Source organism: Streptomyces hokutonensis, assembly GCF_000376565.1.
Taxonomy (GTDB): domain Bacteria; phylum Actinomycetota; class Actinomycetes; order Streptomycetales; family Streptomycetaceae; genus Streptomyces; species Streptomyces hokutonensis.
Window position 1 is genome coordinate 37,763 of record NZ_BARG01000027.1, and the last position, 13,953, is coordinate 51,715.

A 13,953-nucleotide genomic window follows, 5' to 3' on the forward strand; every position below is an offset into this window, starting at 1 on the left:
ACGGTGACGGACTCCTGGGAGCGGGCCCGGAAGATCCTCGGCTCGGCGGGCATCCCGCCGGACCGCCTCACCCACCTCCGCCCGATGGGCGGCGGCACCTACAACACCGTCGAGGAACTCACCCTCACCGACGGCACCCGCTACGTCCTCAAGACCGCACCCACCGCCCCCGGCCTCGCCCACGAGCGCCAACTCCTCGTCTCCGAGGCCGACTTCTACGGCGCCGCCGCGAAGGCCGGGGTGGCGGCACCGCGCGTGATGGTCCTGGACGGCGACACCCTGCTCATGACGCTCTGCCCGGGCGAGCCCTGGGACGACTCCCTCACGGACACCGAAGTACCCGTCCTGCGCACGGAGTTGGGGCGCCGGCTGGCCCGTCTGCACGAGATCACCGGCCCCGGCTTCGGCTACCCCTCCGGCGCCCTCGGCCCCCTCGCCCCCGACTGGCGGACCGCGTTCACCACGCTCTACGACGCCGTCCTCGACGACGCCCGCCGCTACCGGGCCTGGCTGCCGCTGCCCGCCGACGACATCGCCCGCACGGCCCGCTCCGCCTACGCGGCCCTGGACGAGATCACCGTCCCCCGCGCCGTCCACTTCGACCTCTGGCAGGGCAACATCCTGGTCGACCGCACGAACGGAGCACCCCGCATCGGCGGTCTCATCGACGGCGAGCGCATGTTCTGGGGCGACCCCCTCGCCGACTTCGTCTCCTTGGCGCTGCTCGGCGACATCAGGAAGGACGACGCGTTCCTCGCGGGCTACCGGGAAGCGGGCGGCCGGGCAGAGTTCGACCGGTCGGCCGGACTCCGCTACGCCCTCTACCGCAGCTACCTCTACCTGATCATGCTCGCCGAGGCGGTCCCCAGGGAGTTCAACGCGGAGGAGAACCGCTGGCGGCGCGAGCGGGTCGGCCCCGAGCTGCTCGCCGCCCTCGGCGAGATCGACGGGACGGCTTCCACCACGTAGTGTGCATTCCACCGCCCCTTAGTTCAGGGCGTGAATTAAGAGGGTGCAGGGTTCGGAGGGAGCCACATGGCGGGGCGGAACGGGCGCACGGTACGCGACCTCAGGCGGGCCAACCGCACGGCCGTGCTGCAACGGCTGTACTTCGACGGACCCCTCAGCCGCTTCGAACTGGGCCCGGCGACCGGACTCAGCTCCGGCTCGGTCAGCAATGTCGTCGCGGACCTCGTCACCGACGGCCTGGTCGAGGAGGCCGGCAGCGTCGACTCCGACGGCGGCCGTCCCCGCACCCTCCTCCAAGTCGCCCCGCACAGTGGCCACATGATCGGCGTCGATGTCGGCGAGACCCGGGTCCGCGTCGAGCTGTTCGATCTCACCCTCACCGAACTCGCCCGCGCCGAACGCCCGTTGGAGCAGCAGCGGTACGAGGTCGAGGTCATCGTCGGCCACATCCGCGACGGCATAGCCGAAGTCCTCGCCGCCGCCGACATCGCGCCCGGGCAGCTCCTCGGCGTCGGCATCGGCGTCCCCGGGATAGTCGAACACACCCCGGACCACGGCGCGGTGGTCCACGGCCAGACCATCGGCTGGGACGCGGTCCCCCTGGAAGAACTCCTCCGCTCCACCTCCCAACTCCCCGACGCCGTCCCGTACTTCATCGACAACGGGGCCAAGACCCTCGGCCAGGCCGAGATGTGGTTCGGCGGCGGGCGCGGCGCGCGCAACGCGATCGTCGTCCTCTTCGGCTCCGGCGTCGGCGCCTGCCTCGTGACCCCCGAGGTGGAGAACGGCCGGGCCGTCGAGTGGGGCCATCTGACCGTACGGGTCCGCGGGCGCCGCTGCCGTTGCGGAGCCCTCGGCTGCCTGGAGGCGTACGCGGGCGCCGAGTCGCTCCTCGACCGCTGGCGCGAGCAGGGCGGACGCCCGCCCGAGGGCACCGACGAGGAAACGGCGATGACCGCGCTGCTGGTCGCCGCCTACCCGGCGGACGGCGCCGAGGCGGACCCCGTCGCGCTCGCCGTCCTGGAGGAGACCGCCGAATACCTCGGCGCCGGCCTCTCCGACCTGATCAACCTCTTCCAGCCCGAACGCATCCTCATCGGCGGCTGGGCCGGACTCCAGCTCGGCTCACGTTTCCTCCCCGCCGTACGCCATCACGCCACCGCCTACGCGCTGCGCCACCCCGCCGGCCGCGTGACCATCGACCTGGGCCGCCTCGGCCCCGACGCGGTCACCGTCGGCGCCGCGATCCTCCCCCTCGCCGACTTCTTCGCCCGAGGCGGCCGCCGAGCCGAGCCCGAACCGGAGGGCCCACCGCCGGCCTGGCGTACGGCGCTGGAGGAGCGGGCACCTCACTGAGACGACCGCCGGTCGGGGGATGATCACCCCCATGAGCGAGATCATCCTGATGTCCGACGCGCGGGTCGCCGCCGTCCCCGTCGAGGAGTGCGGGGAGCCCCTCGTCGACGTGAGCGGCGTACTGCTGGTCGACGACCGCAAGAACAAGGACTCCGACAGCGGCGCCGAACTCCTCCTGCGCCGGGGCGTGTTGGACCGCCTCCTGAAGGCGGAAACCCTGCTGCCCGACGGCCTGCGCCTGCTGTTCGTCGAGGGCTACCGGCCACCGGCCCTCCAACGCCGCTACTTCGAGAGTTACGGCGCCGAACTGCGCACCGCCCACCCGGACTGGTCCGCCGACCGGATCCGGACCGCCGCCAGCCGCTATGTGTCCCCGCCCGAGATCGCCCCGCACACCGCCGGCGCGGCCGTCGACCTGACCCTCGCCGACACCGACGGCCGTGAACTCGATCTGGGTACCCCGATGAACGCCAACCCGGAGCAGAGCGACGGAGCTTGCTACACCGAGGCCGACAACATCACCGCAGAGGCCAAGGCCAACCGCGCCGTCCTGGGCAAGGCCCTCGGCGCGGCCGGACTCGTCAACTACCCCACGGAGTGGTGGCACTGGTCGTACGGGGATCGCTACTGGGCGCTGACGAGCGGTGCGCCCGCCGCCCTGTACGGACCGAAGGAGACCACTTGAGGAACGGTGTGCTCGGGACTAACCCGCGAAAGCGTTCACACCAGTTAGGTCAGCAGACAGCTTCCAGAGACGTGCCGCCTGCTCCGGATCGATCGCCCAGGACTTGACGCCGGAGCGCTCGTCGCCGTCGGGGGCGGGTTCGGCGATGTCGCAGTCCTCGAGGTAGACGCCGCCCATGTCGGCCAGCTGGGGCGAGGTCGCGGCCCAGACCTCGGTGGCCGCGCCCTGCTGCGGGGTCTTGAAGCCCGCGGGGTTCAGCACGTTGCCCTGCTCGTCGATCCAGCCGCGCTCGACCATCTCCGCCTTGGGGATGTGGCGCTGCAGCGGGGTGATGATGCCGCCGGGGTGGAGCGAGAAGGCCCGTACCCCACGGTCGGCGGCGAGCCTGTCGAGGTGGACGGCGAAGAGGACGTTCGCGGTCTTCGCCTGGCCGTACGCCTCCCACTTGTCGTAGCCGTGGGTCCACTGGACGTCGTCCCAGCGCATCCCGGAGAAGTGGTGGGCGCGCGAGGACACCGAGACCACGCGGGCACCGCCCGGCTCGATGGCCGGCCACAGCCGGTTGACGAGGGCGAAGTGGCCGAGGTGGTTGGTGGCGAACTGCGCCTCCCAGCCGGGCCCGACCCGGGTCTCGGGGCAGGCCATGATCCCGGCGTTGTCGATCATGTAGTCGACGGTCCGGCCGGAGGCGAGAAACCGCTCGGCGAAGCCGCGCACGCTCTTCAGGTCGGCGAGGTCCAGCTCGTCCACCTCGACGCCGGGCAGCCCGGCCACGGCCTCCCGGGCGGCGTCGGGGCGTCGCGCGGGGACGACCACGCGGGCGCCCGCCCTGGTGAGCGCGCGGGTGGCCTCCAGGCCGAGGCCCGAGTAGCCGCCGGTGAGGATCGCGAGCTTCCCGCCGAGGTCGAGGCCCTCCAGGACGTCGTCGGCGGTGCTCTGCGCGTCGAAGCCGGAACCGATCTTGTGCTGTGCAGTGGTCATACCTGGAACGCTACGAATTGAAGTGCGCTCGAAGTCAAGCGGAGAAGCCGCGCGAGGCCGGACATGGGGAAGCCCCGACCGCGACGGGGGAATCACGGCCGGGGCGGCCAAGTGGTGGGCACGGAAGGCGGTCGCCTCGCGGCGAAAGGCTCCACAGGGCTTCAGCCGAACGATCTTCCCTGTGGGCGGAGGTTGAGGCCCGGGGACACTGTTCCCTCCGCACCCACGGTCTGTTCAACGGCGAACTACCGGCGAGTGTTCCTGTGGGCGTCGCCGTACGCGGTGATGTGCATCACTTGCCAGTGGTCCAGTCCAGTAGCTCGTCCGCGGACCAGGTCGTCAGCACCCGTTCGGCGGGCACCCCGCACTCCTCCGCCCGCGCGCAGCCGTTGATCTGCCAGTCGAGCTGACCGGGCGCGTGCGCGTCGGTGTCGACCGAGAACAGCACCCCCGCGTCCACGGCCTTCCGCAGCAGCCGCCTCGGCGGGTCGAGCCGCTCCGGACGGCTGTTGATCTCCACGGCCGTACCCGACTCGGCGCACGCGGCGAACACCTCGTCCGCGTCGAACGCCGACTCCGGCCGCGCGGCACCCCCGTCCCGCCCGATGAGCAGCCGCCCGGTGCAGTGCCCGAGGATGTCCGCGTGTGGATTCCGTACGGCTGCCACCATGCGGCGGGTCATGGCGCGGGACTCCATGCGCAGCTTGGAATGGACGGAGACCACCACCACGTCGAGCCGCTCCAGCAGCTCCGGTTCCTGGTCCAGCGAGCCGTCGTCGAGGATGTCGCACTCGATGCCGGTGAGCAGCCGGAAGGGCGCCCAGGTCTCGTTCAGCGCGGCCACCACGTCCAGCTGCTCGCGCAGCCGCTCGGGGGAGAGTCCGCGGGCCACGGTCAGCCGGGGCGAGTGGTCGGTCAGTACGGCCCACTCGTGGCCGAGCCGGGCCGCCGTACGGCCCATCTCCTCGATCGGGCTGCCGCCGTCCGACCAGTCGGAGTGGAGGTGGCAGTCCCCGCGCAGCAGGGCCCGGAGCTCTTCGCCGCCGGGGCCGGCCGGGGCGGGGGCCTCGGCCTCCAGTTGCTCCAGATAGGCGGGGACCCGTCCGTCCAGGGCCTCGCGGGCCACCTGTGCGGTCTTCGGGCCGATGCCCTTGAGGGATTCCAGCGTCCCGGCCGCCGCGCGTTCGGCGACCTCGCCCTCGGGGAGCGCCGCCAGGATCCTGGCCGCCGTACGGAAGGCGCGTACCCGGTACGTCGGGGCCAGGGAGCGTTCCAGCAGGAAGGCGATCCGGTCCAGTGCCTGCACGGGATCCATCGAGCCTCCTCCCGCGAGGGGCCCCCGGCCAGGAACCTTGGACCGCTCGCGACCGCGTGATGCGTTCTAGGCTCTATTGCATGACCGAAATCGCCAGCCCGCACATCTCGACCCCGCGGATCATGGTGCTCAAGGTGCAGCCCGGCACCCCGCCGTTCCGCATCGTGGAGATCGACGGGGAGATGGTCTGCGAGGCCCAAGGGATCACCGACGTCCTCCAGGTCGCGGCCGTGTGCGGCATCACGGTCCGCGACCTGGACGACCCGGACGTGGTCCGCTGGGTCGGCGGAGACAAATTCACCTGGCTGCCGCACTAGCCCCTACGGAATCAGCCGACCGTCCACTTCTGGTTGGCGCCGCCCGAGCAGGTCCAGATCTGCAGAGGCGTGCCGTTGGCCGAGTTGTTGCCGGTGACGTCCAGGCACTTGTTGGCCTGCGGGTTGACGATGTCGTTCGCCGAGCTGACGGCCCACTGCTGAGCGGCGCTGCCGTTGCAGTCGTAGAGCTGGACCTTCGTGCCGTCGGCGGTGCCGCCGGCGTTCACGTCCAGGCACTTGCCGAGGGCGCGGATCGTGCCGTCGGAGCCCACGGTCCACTGCTGGGCGGCGGAGCCGTTGCAGTCGTAGAGCTGTACGGCGGTCCCGTTGGCGGAGTTCGCGCCGTTGACGTCGACGCACTTGCCGGCGAGGCCCTTGATGGCCACCCCGGTGGCCGTGTCGCTCGTGGTGACCGACACCGAGTCCACCACCAGCTTGGCCGGGAAGGCCGTGGCGCTGTTCGGGTCGCCCGGCCAGTCGCCGCCGACCGCCAGGTTGAGGATCAGGAAGAACGGCTTGTTGAACGCCCAGGTGTTGCCGCCCACGTCGGCGGGCGTACGGGTCTCGTAGACGACACCGTCGACCGACCACTTGATCGAGTTGGGCGCCCAGTCGACGGCGAACGTGTGGAAGGCGTCCGCGAAGGCGGCGCCGTTCGCCAGCGTGTAGGCGGCGCCTATCCCGTTGGCGCCGGAGTAGCCGGGGCCGTGGATCGTGCCGTGGACCGTGGAGGGCTCGAAGCCGACGTTCTCCATCACGTCGATCTCGCCCGAGTTGGGCCAGCCGACCGAGCCGATGTCGGTGCCGAGCATCCAGAACGCGGGCCACATGCCCTGCCCGCGCGGGATCTGCATCCGGGCCTCGACGTGACCGTACTGCGCGCTGAACTTCCCGGAGGTGTTCAGCCGGGCCGAGGTGTACTGGCAAGTGCCGTACCAGCACTGGTAGTTGGCGGGGTTTTCCTTCTTGGCCGTGATCACCAGGTGGCCCTGGCCGTCCAGGGCCGCGTTGTTGGTGCCGGACGTGTAGTACTCGCGCTCGTGGTTGTTGACGTTGTCGCCGGTCTCCTGCGTCCACTTCGAGGAGTTGACGGCACTGCCGGCCGCTCCGTCGAAGGTGTCGGAGAACGTGACGGCGTCGGCCTGGGCGTCCGACGTGGAGGCCGCCTGCGCCGGACCGATCGCGGCGGACGCGACCAACGCGGCGGACAGGGCGGCGAACAGACATCTGCGGAGGAATCGTGGGGAGGCCACGGCATTCCCTTCTGTGCGGCGGACGTGGGGACCGACACGCCGACTGAGGTGGGGGGTGAAAGCGTCGCCTCTTGATTTAAGAAGTGAGATAAGGGGAGCGTCAATACCTTGGTACGGACCAGTAGTTGAATGTTACGGGCCAGTAGTCGATCGTTACGAAGTGGCCTTCGGCGCTTTGGACGCCTTCGCTGCCTTTGACGTCCTTGCCGCCTTCGTGGCGGGCTTCCGCGCGTGCACCGTCCGGCCCAGCCGCCGCCCCAGCAGCAGCCAACCCACCAGCGCCCCAGTGGTGTTGAGGATGACGTCGTCGATGTCGAAGGCCCGCCCGGTGATCAGCGCGCCCTGCGCGAACTCCACCAGGAGCATCACGGTCGCCGTCAGCAGCAGCACCTTCAGGATGCCGCGCGCCCGTGGTGCGAACACGGGCACCAGCACGCCGAACGGGATGCCGAGCACGATGTTCCCGCCGATCTGCTTCACGGCGTCCCGCATGGCCGGCTGGTCGAGATAGGCCTTCAGGGAGCGGCCGGGGTGCAGATTGGTGTGCACGAGCGCCTTCGACGCGGGGGACGGCTCCAGGGTCAGCTTGGCCAGCACGACGGCGAACGCCACCATGAAGGCGAAGCCGATCAGCATCGACAACAGACGGAGCGGGAGGGGGAGTCGGTAGCGCTGGGGAGGTGCGGGCTTCGACTGTCGCGGGGCGCGGGCCGCTTTCGGCCCGGCCTCGGTCTTCGGCTCGGTCCTGGTGCGGCGCAGACGTGCGGCGGTACGGCCCATGCGTGAGGTCCTCCGGTCTTCAACTGCCCTGTGTCGCAGGGCGGTTACCCCCGATTCGGCGGAGGATGCCGTGGCGGGCGGACGGAACCCGTGCGCGGTGGACGTACCCCGCACACGGGTCTCCGGCGGCTGCTCAGGACGCGTAGGAGATGGTCACGGTCGTGAAGCCCAGCGAGCCGAGCAGGCCCTTGAGCATGTTGGTGGTGTTGGTCTCGGCGCGGGTGGTCAGACCGCTGGTCTTCGCCGCCTCGGCGATGTGCTTGGAGGCGAGTTTCTGCACGGCCTGCTCGCTGTTGGGGTTGTCGGAGAAGATGTCGCCCAGGCGGTCCAGCAGACCGCGCTGCTTGGAGACCGTGTACGAGTGGTCCGGGTCCAGCGCCGGCTTGCCGAGCGTCGCGTGCGGCAGCTTGATGCTGGCCGAGGTGCGGTCGCCGTTGACCGTCACGTCCTGCTTGCCGAGCTTGCCCAGGTCGACATAACCCTCCACGGTGCCCGCGCCGACGTACAGCGTGCGGGTGCCGCGGATCGCCTGGGGCAGGAACTTGGCGTCCTTCTCCAGATCCACGACGACCTGGAAGTTGCCGGAGGCCGCGTCGTAACGGCTCATGTCCTGGATGGACTTGAGCAGGGCCGGACCCGAACGGTAGTGGGTCTCGGTGCCGAAGATGTCCCGCAGTCCCGGCAGCACGGCAAGCCGGAGCCCGGCGAACAGCACGGCGATCACAACGACGACGGCGGTGAGCACCTTCGCCCAGCCCGGCATGCGCCGGGGTATACGGCTGATGGAAGTCGTCATGGGGACGGCCCTCCCTTCCTCGGTATCCGCATGCCCCCCAAATGCCCTGTCAGACCGACGCGTTGGTGGAACGGTCGCGCTGACGGGGGCGCAGAGGGCGCACAGGCGTGAAAAGTCACTGTTCGGCCTGCCAGAAGCCCTGGTCGGCCGCGCAGACAGCATTTCCCGGCCGCCCCGCCCCATGCGTCCCGTGACCTATCCGGATCACGGTCCGATCCATGTTGTGACACTGGTCGCGGACGCCCCCAACACGCCTCAGGGCGACCGCAGTTCACGGTCGCCGGACGGACGCGACCACCACACCCCCTCACCGTGCGTGAGCCCGGGCAGGGCCGACTCCACGTCCCGCACCCGCCGGGCCGGCAGCTCCCCGGTGATCAGCCAGGAGCCGACGCCCCCGGTCGTCCCCGTGAACTCGGCGCGACAGGACGCGAGTCGCGAGGTCACCGGCGCGAGCGCGTCCTGCGGGACCTCCGTCTCGAACGCGACATACGGTTCGTACAGCCGCGTCCGCGCCAGCCGCAGCGCCCGGCGCAGCACGATCGGGGTGAGACCCCGGAAATCGCCGGCCGTGCTGAGCGGGCCGACGAAACCGGACCGGGTGAGCGTGACCCGGTAGTCCGTCACCGGCGCGCCGTGCAGCCCGCCGAGCAGGGTCGAGTGGACCGTGTCCTCGACGGCCTGGTGGAACGCGCGGGGGAGCGCGCCGAGTTCGGTCTCGTACGCGAAGACCCCGCCCGAGCCGCGCTCTCCCGGTTCGACGCGCAGCCCGATCGTCGCCCAGTAGCGGGTGCCGTCGTGCCACGGCAGTTCGTCGCAGGCCTCGCCGGTCCCGGCCGGGCGTTCCAGGAACCGCACCCGGCTCGGCTCGAAGTCGGCCTCGACGCCGAAGTCCTGGACGAGGGTCGCCGCGAGCACTTCCTTCTGGACCTCGCCGTACAGGAGCAGCACGGTCGCCCCGGAGGCGGCGGGCCGCGCGTGCAGCAGCGGGTCCTGGTCGGCCAGCGCCAGCAGCGCCGAGCGCAGCGCCGCCGCCTGCTCGGGCCGCCGCGCCCGTACGACCGTCTCCAGCGTCGGCGGCGCGAACTGCGGTGCCCGCTCGGTGAGTTCACCGAGCCGGTCACCGACCCGGATGTCCCTCGGACCGGTCAGCGCGCCGATGTTCCCGGCGGTCAGCGGGCCGGACCGGCCGATCACATCAAGCCGCGTGACCCGTCCGGAGACCTCGACGGCCCGGCCGTCCGCCCCGTGCCGACGGAACGTGAGCCGCTGCTGCGGGACCACCTCACCGTCGTAGAGCCGCAGATACGCCGTCCGTTCGCGGCCGGGACCGGGGCGGACCGCGAACACCGTGCCGCGAGGGGTGCCCGGGAGGGCAGCGGCGGGCGGGATCAACTGGACTAGTCGTGCGACGAGTTCGGGGATTCCCTGGCCGCCGAGGGCCGAGCCGAAGAGGAGCGGGTGGATCGAGCCGTCGGCGGTGCGGGCGGCGAGGGCCTTGCTCAGGTCGTCCGGGGTGGGGTGCGGGCCGTCGACGACCGCCGCGAGGACGGACGGGTCGACGTCGGCCAGTGCCTCGGCCAGGTCCGGGTCGCCGGGCGGGCGGGGCAGCACGCGGGCGCCGGGCGTGCCGAGGCCCGCCACGTCCGCCAGCGGCACGACGTGCGGGGTCAGCCGGCGCCGGATGTCCGCGACGAGGTCGTCGGCGCGGGCGCCCGCCCGGTCGATCTTGTTGACGAAGACGAGCGTGGGCAGCCGCAGCCGCCGCAGGGTCCGCAGCAGGACGCGGGTCTGCGCCTGGACGCCCTCCACGGCGGACAGCAGCAGCACCGCGCCGTCGAGGACCTCCAGGGCGCGCTCGACCTCGGCGACGAAGTCCGCGTGGCCGGGAGTGTCGATCAGGTTGATCTGGGTGTCGCCGGACGTGAAGGCGGCGACGGCCGAACGGATGGTGATCCCGCGCTGTCGCTCGATCGCGCCGTCGTCCGTACGGGTGTCACCGGTGTCGACGCTGCCGAGCCGGTCGATCGCGCCGTGGTCGAACAGCAGCCGCTCGGTGAGGCTGGTCTTACCGGCGTCGACGTGGGCCAGAATTCCGATGTTCAGGGTGTGCATGCGTGGTCGAGTCCTCGAGAACCGTCGTCCAGTGGGAAGGCCGGTGGATTCCGAGGAGTCGGCGCATGTGAGGGTTCCTGACGGGAGAGGGCACGGACGCGGCCATCATGACGTGCGGCGGCCGGGCGTCCGCAACCGGTTTTCGGGGTCAGTAGCATGAGGCACGGCCGGGAATGATCATGCGAGGAGCAGATCGTGCGAGACATCGCCGTGTTCAGCGGGAGTGCCCACCCCGAGTTGGCGAAGGAGGTCTGCGCGCATCTCGGTGTACCGCTCAGCCCGACCCGGGTCAGCCGGTTCGCCAACGACTGCCTGGAGGTACAGCTCCAGGCCAACTGCCGGGAACGGGACGTCTTTCTGATCCAGCCGCTCGTCAAACCGGTTCAGGAGAACCTGGTGGAGCTGCTGTTGATGTGCGACGCGGCGCGCGGCGCCTCCGCCGGACGGATCACCGTCGTCATGCCGCACTACTCCTACGCCCGCTCCGACAAGAAGGACGCCCCGCGCATCTCGCTCGGCGGACGGCTGGTCGCCGACCTGATGGTCGCGGCGGGCGCGAGCCGCGTCCTGGCCATGACCCTGCACTCGCCCCAGGTGCACGGCTTCTTCTCGGTGCCGGTCGACCATCTGCACGCGCTGCGCGAACTCGCCGCGCACTTCCGGCAGTACGACCTCTCCCGCACCACCGTCGTCTCCCCGGACCTCGGCAACGCCAAGGAGGCCGCCGCGTTCGCCCGGCTGATCGGCGCCCAGGTGGCGGCCGGCGCCAAACAGCGGTACGCCGACGACCGGGTGGTCATCAGCTCAGTGATCGGTGACATCGCCGACCGGGACGTCATCGTCCTGGACGACGAGATCGCCAAGGGCAGCACCGTCCTCGAACTCCTCGACCGGCTGCGGGACTTGGGACCCCGCTCGATCCGAGTGGCCTGTACCCACGGCCTGTTCGCGGCCGGCGCGCTGAAGCGGATCGGGGAGCAGCCCGACGTCCTGGAGATCGTCTGCACCAACACGGTGCCGGTGCCCGAGGAGGAGCGCACCGAGAAGCTGCGCATCCTCTCCATCGCCCCGGCGCTCGCGGAGGCCGTACGCCGCATTCACAACGGTGAGTCCGTCAGCGCCCTGTTCGACGCGCCGCCGAACGAATAGACATGAGGGGACGGAGCAACGCTCGGCAGCACCGAGGTGATCAGGAGGACTCGCCGTGGCGAAGGCGAAGTTCGAGCGGACGAAACCCCATGTGAACGTCGGCACCATCGGTCACATCGACCACGGCAAGACCACTCTCACGGCGGCCATCACGAAAGTGCTCCACGACCGGTTCCCCGACCTCAATCCCTTCACGCCGTTCGACCAGATCGACAAGGCGCCCGAGGAGCGACAGCGCGGCATCACGATCTCCATCGCCCATGTCGAGTACCAGACCGAACGCCGGCACTACGCACACGTCGACTGCCCCGGGCACGCCGACTACATCAAGAACATGATCACCGGCGCCGCCCAGATGGACGGCGCGATCCTGGTCGTCGCGGCCACCGACGGGCCCATGCCGCAGACCAAGGAACACGTCCTGCTGGCCAGGCAGGTCGGCGTGCCGTACATCGTCGTCGCCCTCAACAAGACGGACATGGTCGACGACGAGGAGATCCTGGAACTGGTCGAGCTGGAGGTGCGGGAACTGCTCACCGAGTACGAGTTCCCCGGCGACGACCTCCCGGTGGTGAAGGTGTCCGCGCTCAAGGCCCTCGAAGGGGACCCCGAGTGGACCGCCTCGGTGCTCGAACTCCTCGACGCCGTCGACGAGTTCGTACCGCAGCCGGTGCGGGACGTGGACCGGCCGTTCCTGCTGCCGATCGAGGACGTCTTCACCATCACCGGGCGCGGCACGGTCGTCACCGGCCGGATCGAGCGCGGGGTGCTGAAGGTCAACAACGAGGTCGAGATCATCGGCATCCACGAGCAGAAGACGAAGACCACCGTCACCGGCATCGAGATGTTCCGCAAACTCCTCGACGAGGGCCGGGCCGGCGAGAACGTCGGACTGCTGCTGCGCGGCGTGAAGCGCGAGGACGTCGAGCGCGGCCAGGTCGTCATCAAGCCCGGATCGGTCACCCCGCACGTGGAGTTCGAGGCCCGCGCCTACATCCTGTCCAAGGACGAGGGCGGTCGGCACACGCCCTTCTTCCACAACTACCGGCCGCAGTTCTACTTCCGCACGACGGACGTGACCGGTGTGGTGACGCTGCCGAAGGGCACCGAGATGGTCATGCCGGGCGACAACACGACCATGCACGTCGAGCTGATCCAACCCATCGCGATGGAGGAGGGGCTGAAGTTCGCGATCCGCGAGGGCGGCCGGACGGTGGGGGCGGGTCAGGTCACCCGCATCCTCAGGTAGGCGTGGCCTCCGCCTGCTCCAGGGCCGCGTCCAGCGTCGGCTGCGGCGGCAGCAGCCGGCTCAGACCGGTGACCCGCAGGATGCGCAGGGTCAGCGGGTGCGTGCAGACGAGATACAGCCTGCCCTCCCGCTCCAGCATCCGCTGCCGCGCCCGGTACAGCAGGCGCAACCCCGAGCAGTCGAAGAACTCGACCTGCCTCAGATCGATCACGATCCGTGCACCCGGCCGCCCCGTCACCCGGTCCAGGGACGGGAGGATCTCCATCGCCGCGACGATGTCGATCTCCCCGCGGAACTCCAGGACCGTGAACCCACGGTCCTGGTGGATACGCAGATGCCGGGTGAGCGGCGCGGGTTCCTGCTGCACGACCACATCCCCTCCAACCGGCCCTCGGTGAAGCGGGGTTGAGCACAAAACCGTTCCCCGCCCTGCAAGTTACCCTCGATGGAGTGAATTTGAGCATGTTCGATTGACATATGTCTTCGAATCGAGCCAGAGCTTTCTGAGATGTTCCGGGTAGCACTACGACAGCGCGTGCCAGGCCTTGGAAAGTGCCTGGCGGAACTGCTCGCTCTGGTGCGCTGTGAGCTCGCGCACCATCCGCTCCTCCAGCTCCCGCACCGGCCCCGCGCACCCCGCCAGCAGCTCGCGCCCCTCGCCGGTCAGCAGGATCAGCAGCTCGCGCCGGTTGCGCGGATTGCGCTCGCGGCGGATCAGCCCGCGGCCCTCCAGTGAGCGCACGAGGTCGGCGATGGACTGCGCGGTGACGAAGGAATCGCGGGCCAGCTGCGCCGCCGACAGGCCGTCGTGTCGCTCCAGGACCGTGAGCGCGGTGTACTGGAGTGCGGTGACGCCATAGGGCCTGACCAGCTCGTCCAGGCGCGAGCGGACGACCAGCTCCACCTGCTTGACCATGTACAGCAGGGACGGGAGTGTCTTCGTCGCTTGGGCGCCAACCAGGGATTCAGCCATGGATTCACCCTAGAG

At 70.3% G+C, this 13,953-nt stretch carries 14 protein-coding genes; 6 read left to right on the top strand and 8 right to left on the bottom strand.

Annotated elements, in window-relative coordinates:
• Window positions 1–3: 3 nt before the first annotated feature.
• From SSP08S_RS15330 to SSP08S_RS15340, 3 genes are all read left to right on the top strand, one after another.
• Complete coding sequence (locus SSP08S_RS15330) at window positions 4–969, top strand: phosphotransferase family protein (protein ID WP_019068499.1); 966 nt, start codon at window positions 4–6, stop codon at window positions 967–969.
• 66 nt (window positions 970–1,035) lie between these two features.
• Window positions 1,036–2,325, top strand: coding sequence for an ROK family transcriptional regulator (locus SSP08S_RS15335; RefSeq protein ID WP_019068500.1), 1,290 nt, complete (start codon window positions 1,036–1,038; stop codon window positions 2,323–2,325).
• Between the two features lie 31 nt (window positions 2,326–2,356).
• Window positions 2,357–3,010, top strand: a complete 654-nt coding sequence (locus tag SSP08S_RS15340) for a M15 family metallopeptidase (protein WP_026178513.1) — start codon at window positions 2,357–2,359, stop codon at window positions 3,008–3,010.
• A gap of 18 nt (window positions 3,011–3,028) precedes the next feature.
• On the opposite strand, the gene SSP08S_RS15345 is transcribed toward SSP08S_RS15340, so the two are convergent.
• The gene (locus tag SSP08S_RS15345) at window positions 3,029–3,991 is read right to left on the bottom strand and encodes an SDR family NAD(P)-dependent oxidoreductase (protein WP_019068502.1); all 963 of its coding nucleotides are present in this window, start codon (window positions 3,989–3,991) and stop codon (window positions 3,029–3,031) included.
• Between the two features lie 292 nt (window positions 3,992–4,283).
• Window positions 4,284–5,306: a PHP domain-containing protein gene (locus SSP08S_RS15350; protein ID WP_019068503.1), complete on the bottom strand. Its 1,023-nt coding sequence runs from the start codon at window positions 5,304–5,306 to the stop codon at window positions 4,284–4,286.
• A gap of 80 nt (window positions 5,307–5,386) precedes the next feature.
• On the opposite strand from SSP08S_RS15350, the gene SSP08S_RS15355 reads away from it, so the two are divergent.
• A complete protein-coding gene (locus SSP08S_RS15355) occupies window positions 5,387–5,623 on the top strand; it encodes a hypothetical protein (protein ID WP_019068504.1) in 237 nt (78 codons plus the stop codon).
• Between the two features lie 11 nt (window positions 5,624–5,634).
• Here the strand turns inward: SSP08S_RS15355 and SSP08S_RS15360 are convergent, their stop codons facing one another.
• From SSP08S_RS15360 to otr(A), 4 genes are all read right to left on the bottom strand, one after another.
• On the bottom strand, window positions 5,635–6,876 hold the full coding sequence (locus SSP08S_RS15360) for a glycoside hydrolase family 16 protein (protein WP_019068505.1): 1,242 nt from the start codon (window positions 6,874–6,876) through the stop codon (window positions 5,635–5,637).
• A 153-nt stretch (window positions 6,877–7,029) separates the two neighbouring features.
• Window positions 7,030–7,656 (bottom strand): VanZ family protein, encoded by a 627-nt coding sequence (locus SSP08S_RS15365; protein ID WP_019068506.1) that lies wholly within the window; start codon window positions 7,654–7,656, stop codon window positions 7,030–7,032.
• 133 nt (window positions 7,657–7,789) lie between these two features.
• Window positions 7,790–8,452 carry a DUF4230 domain-containing protein gene (locus SSP08S_RS15370; RefSeq protein ID WP_019068507.1) on the bottom strand — a complete coding sequence of 221 codons (663 nt, stop codon included), beginning with the start codon at window positions 8,450–8,452 and terminating at the stop codon, window positions 7,790–7,792.
• A 255-nt stretch (window positions 8,453–8,707) separates the two neighbouring features.
• The gene (gene otr(A) / locus SSP08S_RS15375) at window positions 8,708–10,567 is read right to left on the bottom strand and encodes a tetracycline resistance ribosomal protection protein Otr(A) (protein WP_019068508.1); all 1,860 of its coding nucleotides are present in this window, start codon (window positions 10,565–10,567) and stop codon (window positions 8,708–8,710) included.
• Window positions 10,568–10,762: 195 nt separating this feature from the next.
• Here otr(A) and SSP08S_RS15380 point away from each other — a divergent pair, with 195 nt between their 5' ends.
• Entirely contained in the window at window positions 10,763–11,716 is a 954-nt protein-coding gene (locus tag SSP08S_RS15380; protein ID WP_019068509.1) for a ribose-phosphate diphosphokinase, read from the top strand.
• A gap of 55 nt (window positions 11,717–11,771) precedes the next feature.
• Window positions 11,772–12,965, top strand: a complete 1,194-nt coding sequence (gene tuf / locus SSP08S_RS15385; protein WP_019068510.1) for an elongation factor Tu — start codon at window positions 11,772–11,774, stop codon at window positions 12,963–12,965.
• Here the strand turns inward: tuf and SSP08S_RS15390 are convergent.
• Both SSP08S_RS15390 and SSP08S_RS15395 read right to left on the bottom strand, forming a co-directional pair.
• The gene (locus tag SSP08S_RS15390; RefSeq protein ID WP_019068511.1) at window positions 12,958–13,338 is read right to left on the bottom strand and encodes an anti-sigma factor antagonist; all 381 of its coding nucleotides are present in this window, start codon (window positions 13,336–13,338) and stop codon (window positions 12,958–12,960) included. The two genes, tuf and SSP08S_RS15390, sit on opposite strands and share 8 nt — an antisense overlap.
• A 150-nt stretch (window positions 13,339–13,488) precedes the next feature.
• Window positions 13,489–13,938 carry a MarR family winged helix-turn-helix transcriptional regulator gene (locus SSP08S_RS15395; protein ID WP_019068512.1) on the bottom strand — a complete coding sequence of 150 codons (450 nt, stop codon included), beginning with the start codon at window positions 13,936–13,938 and terminating at the stop codon, window positions 13,489–13,491.
• Between the last annotated feature and the right edge of the window lie 15 nt (window positions 13,939–13,953).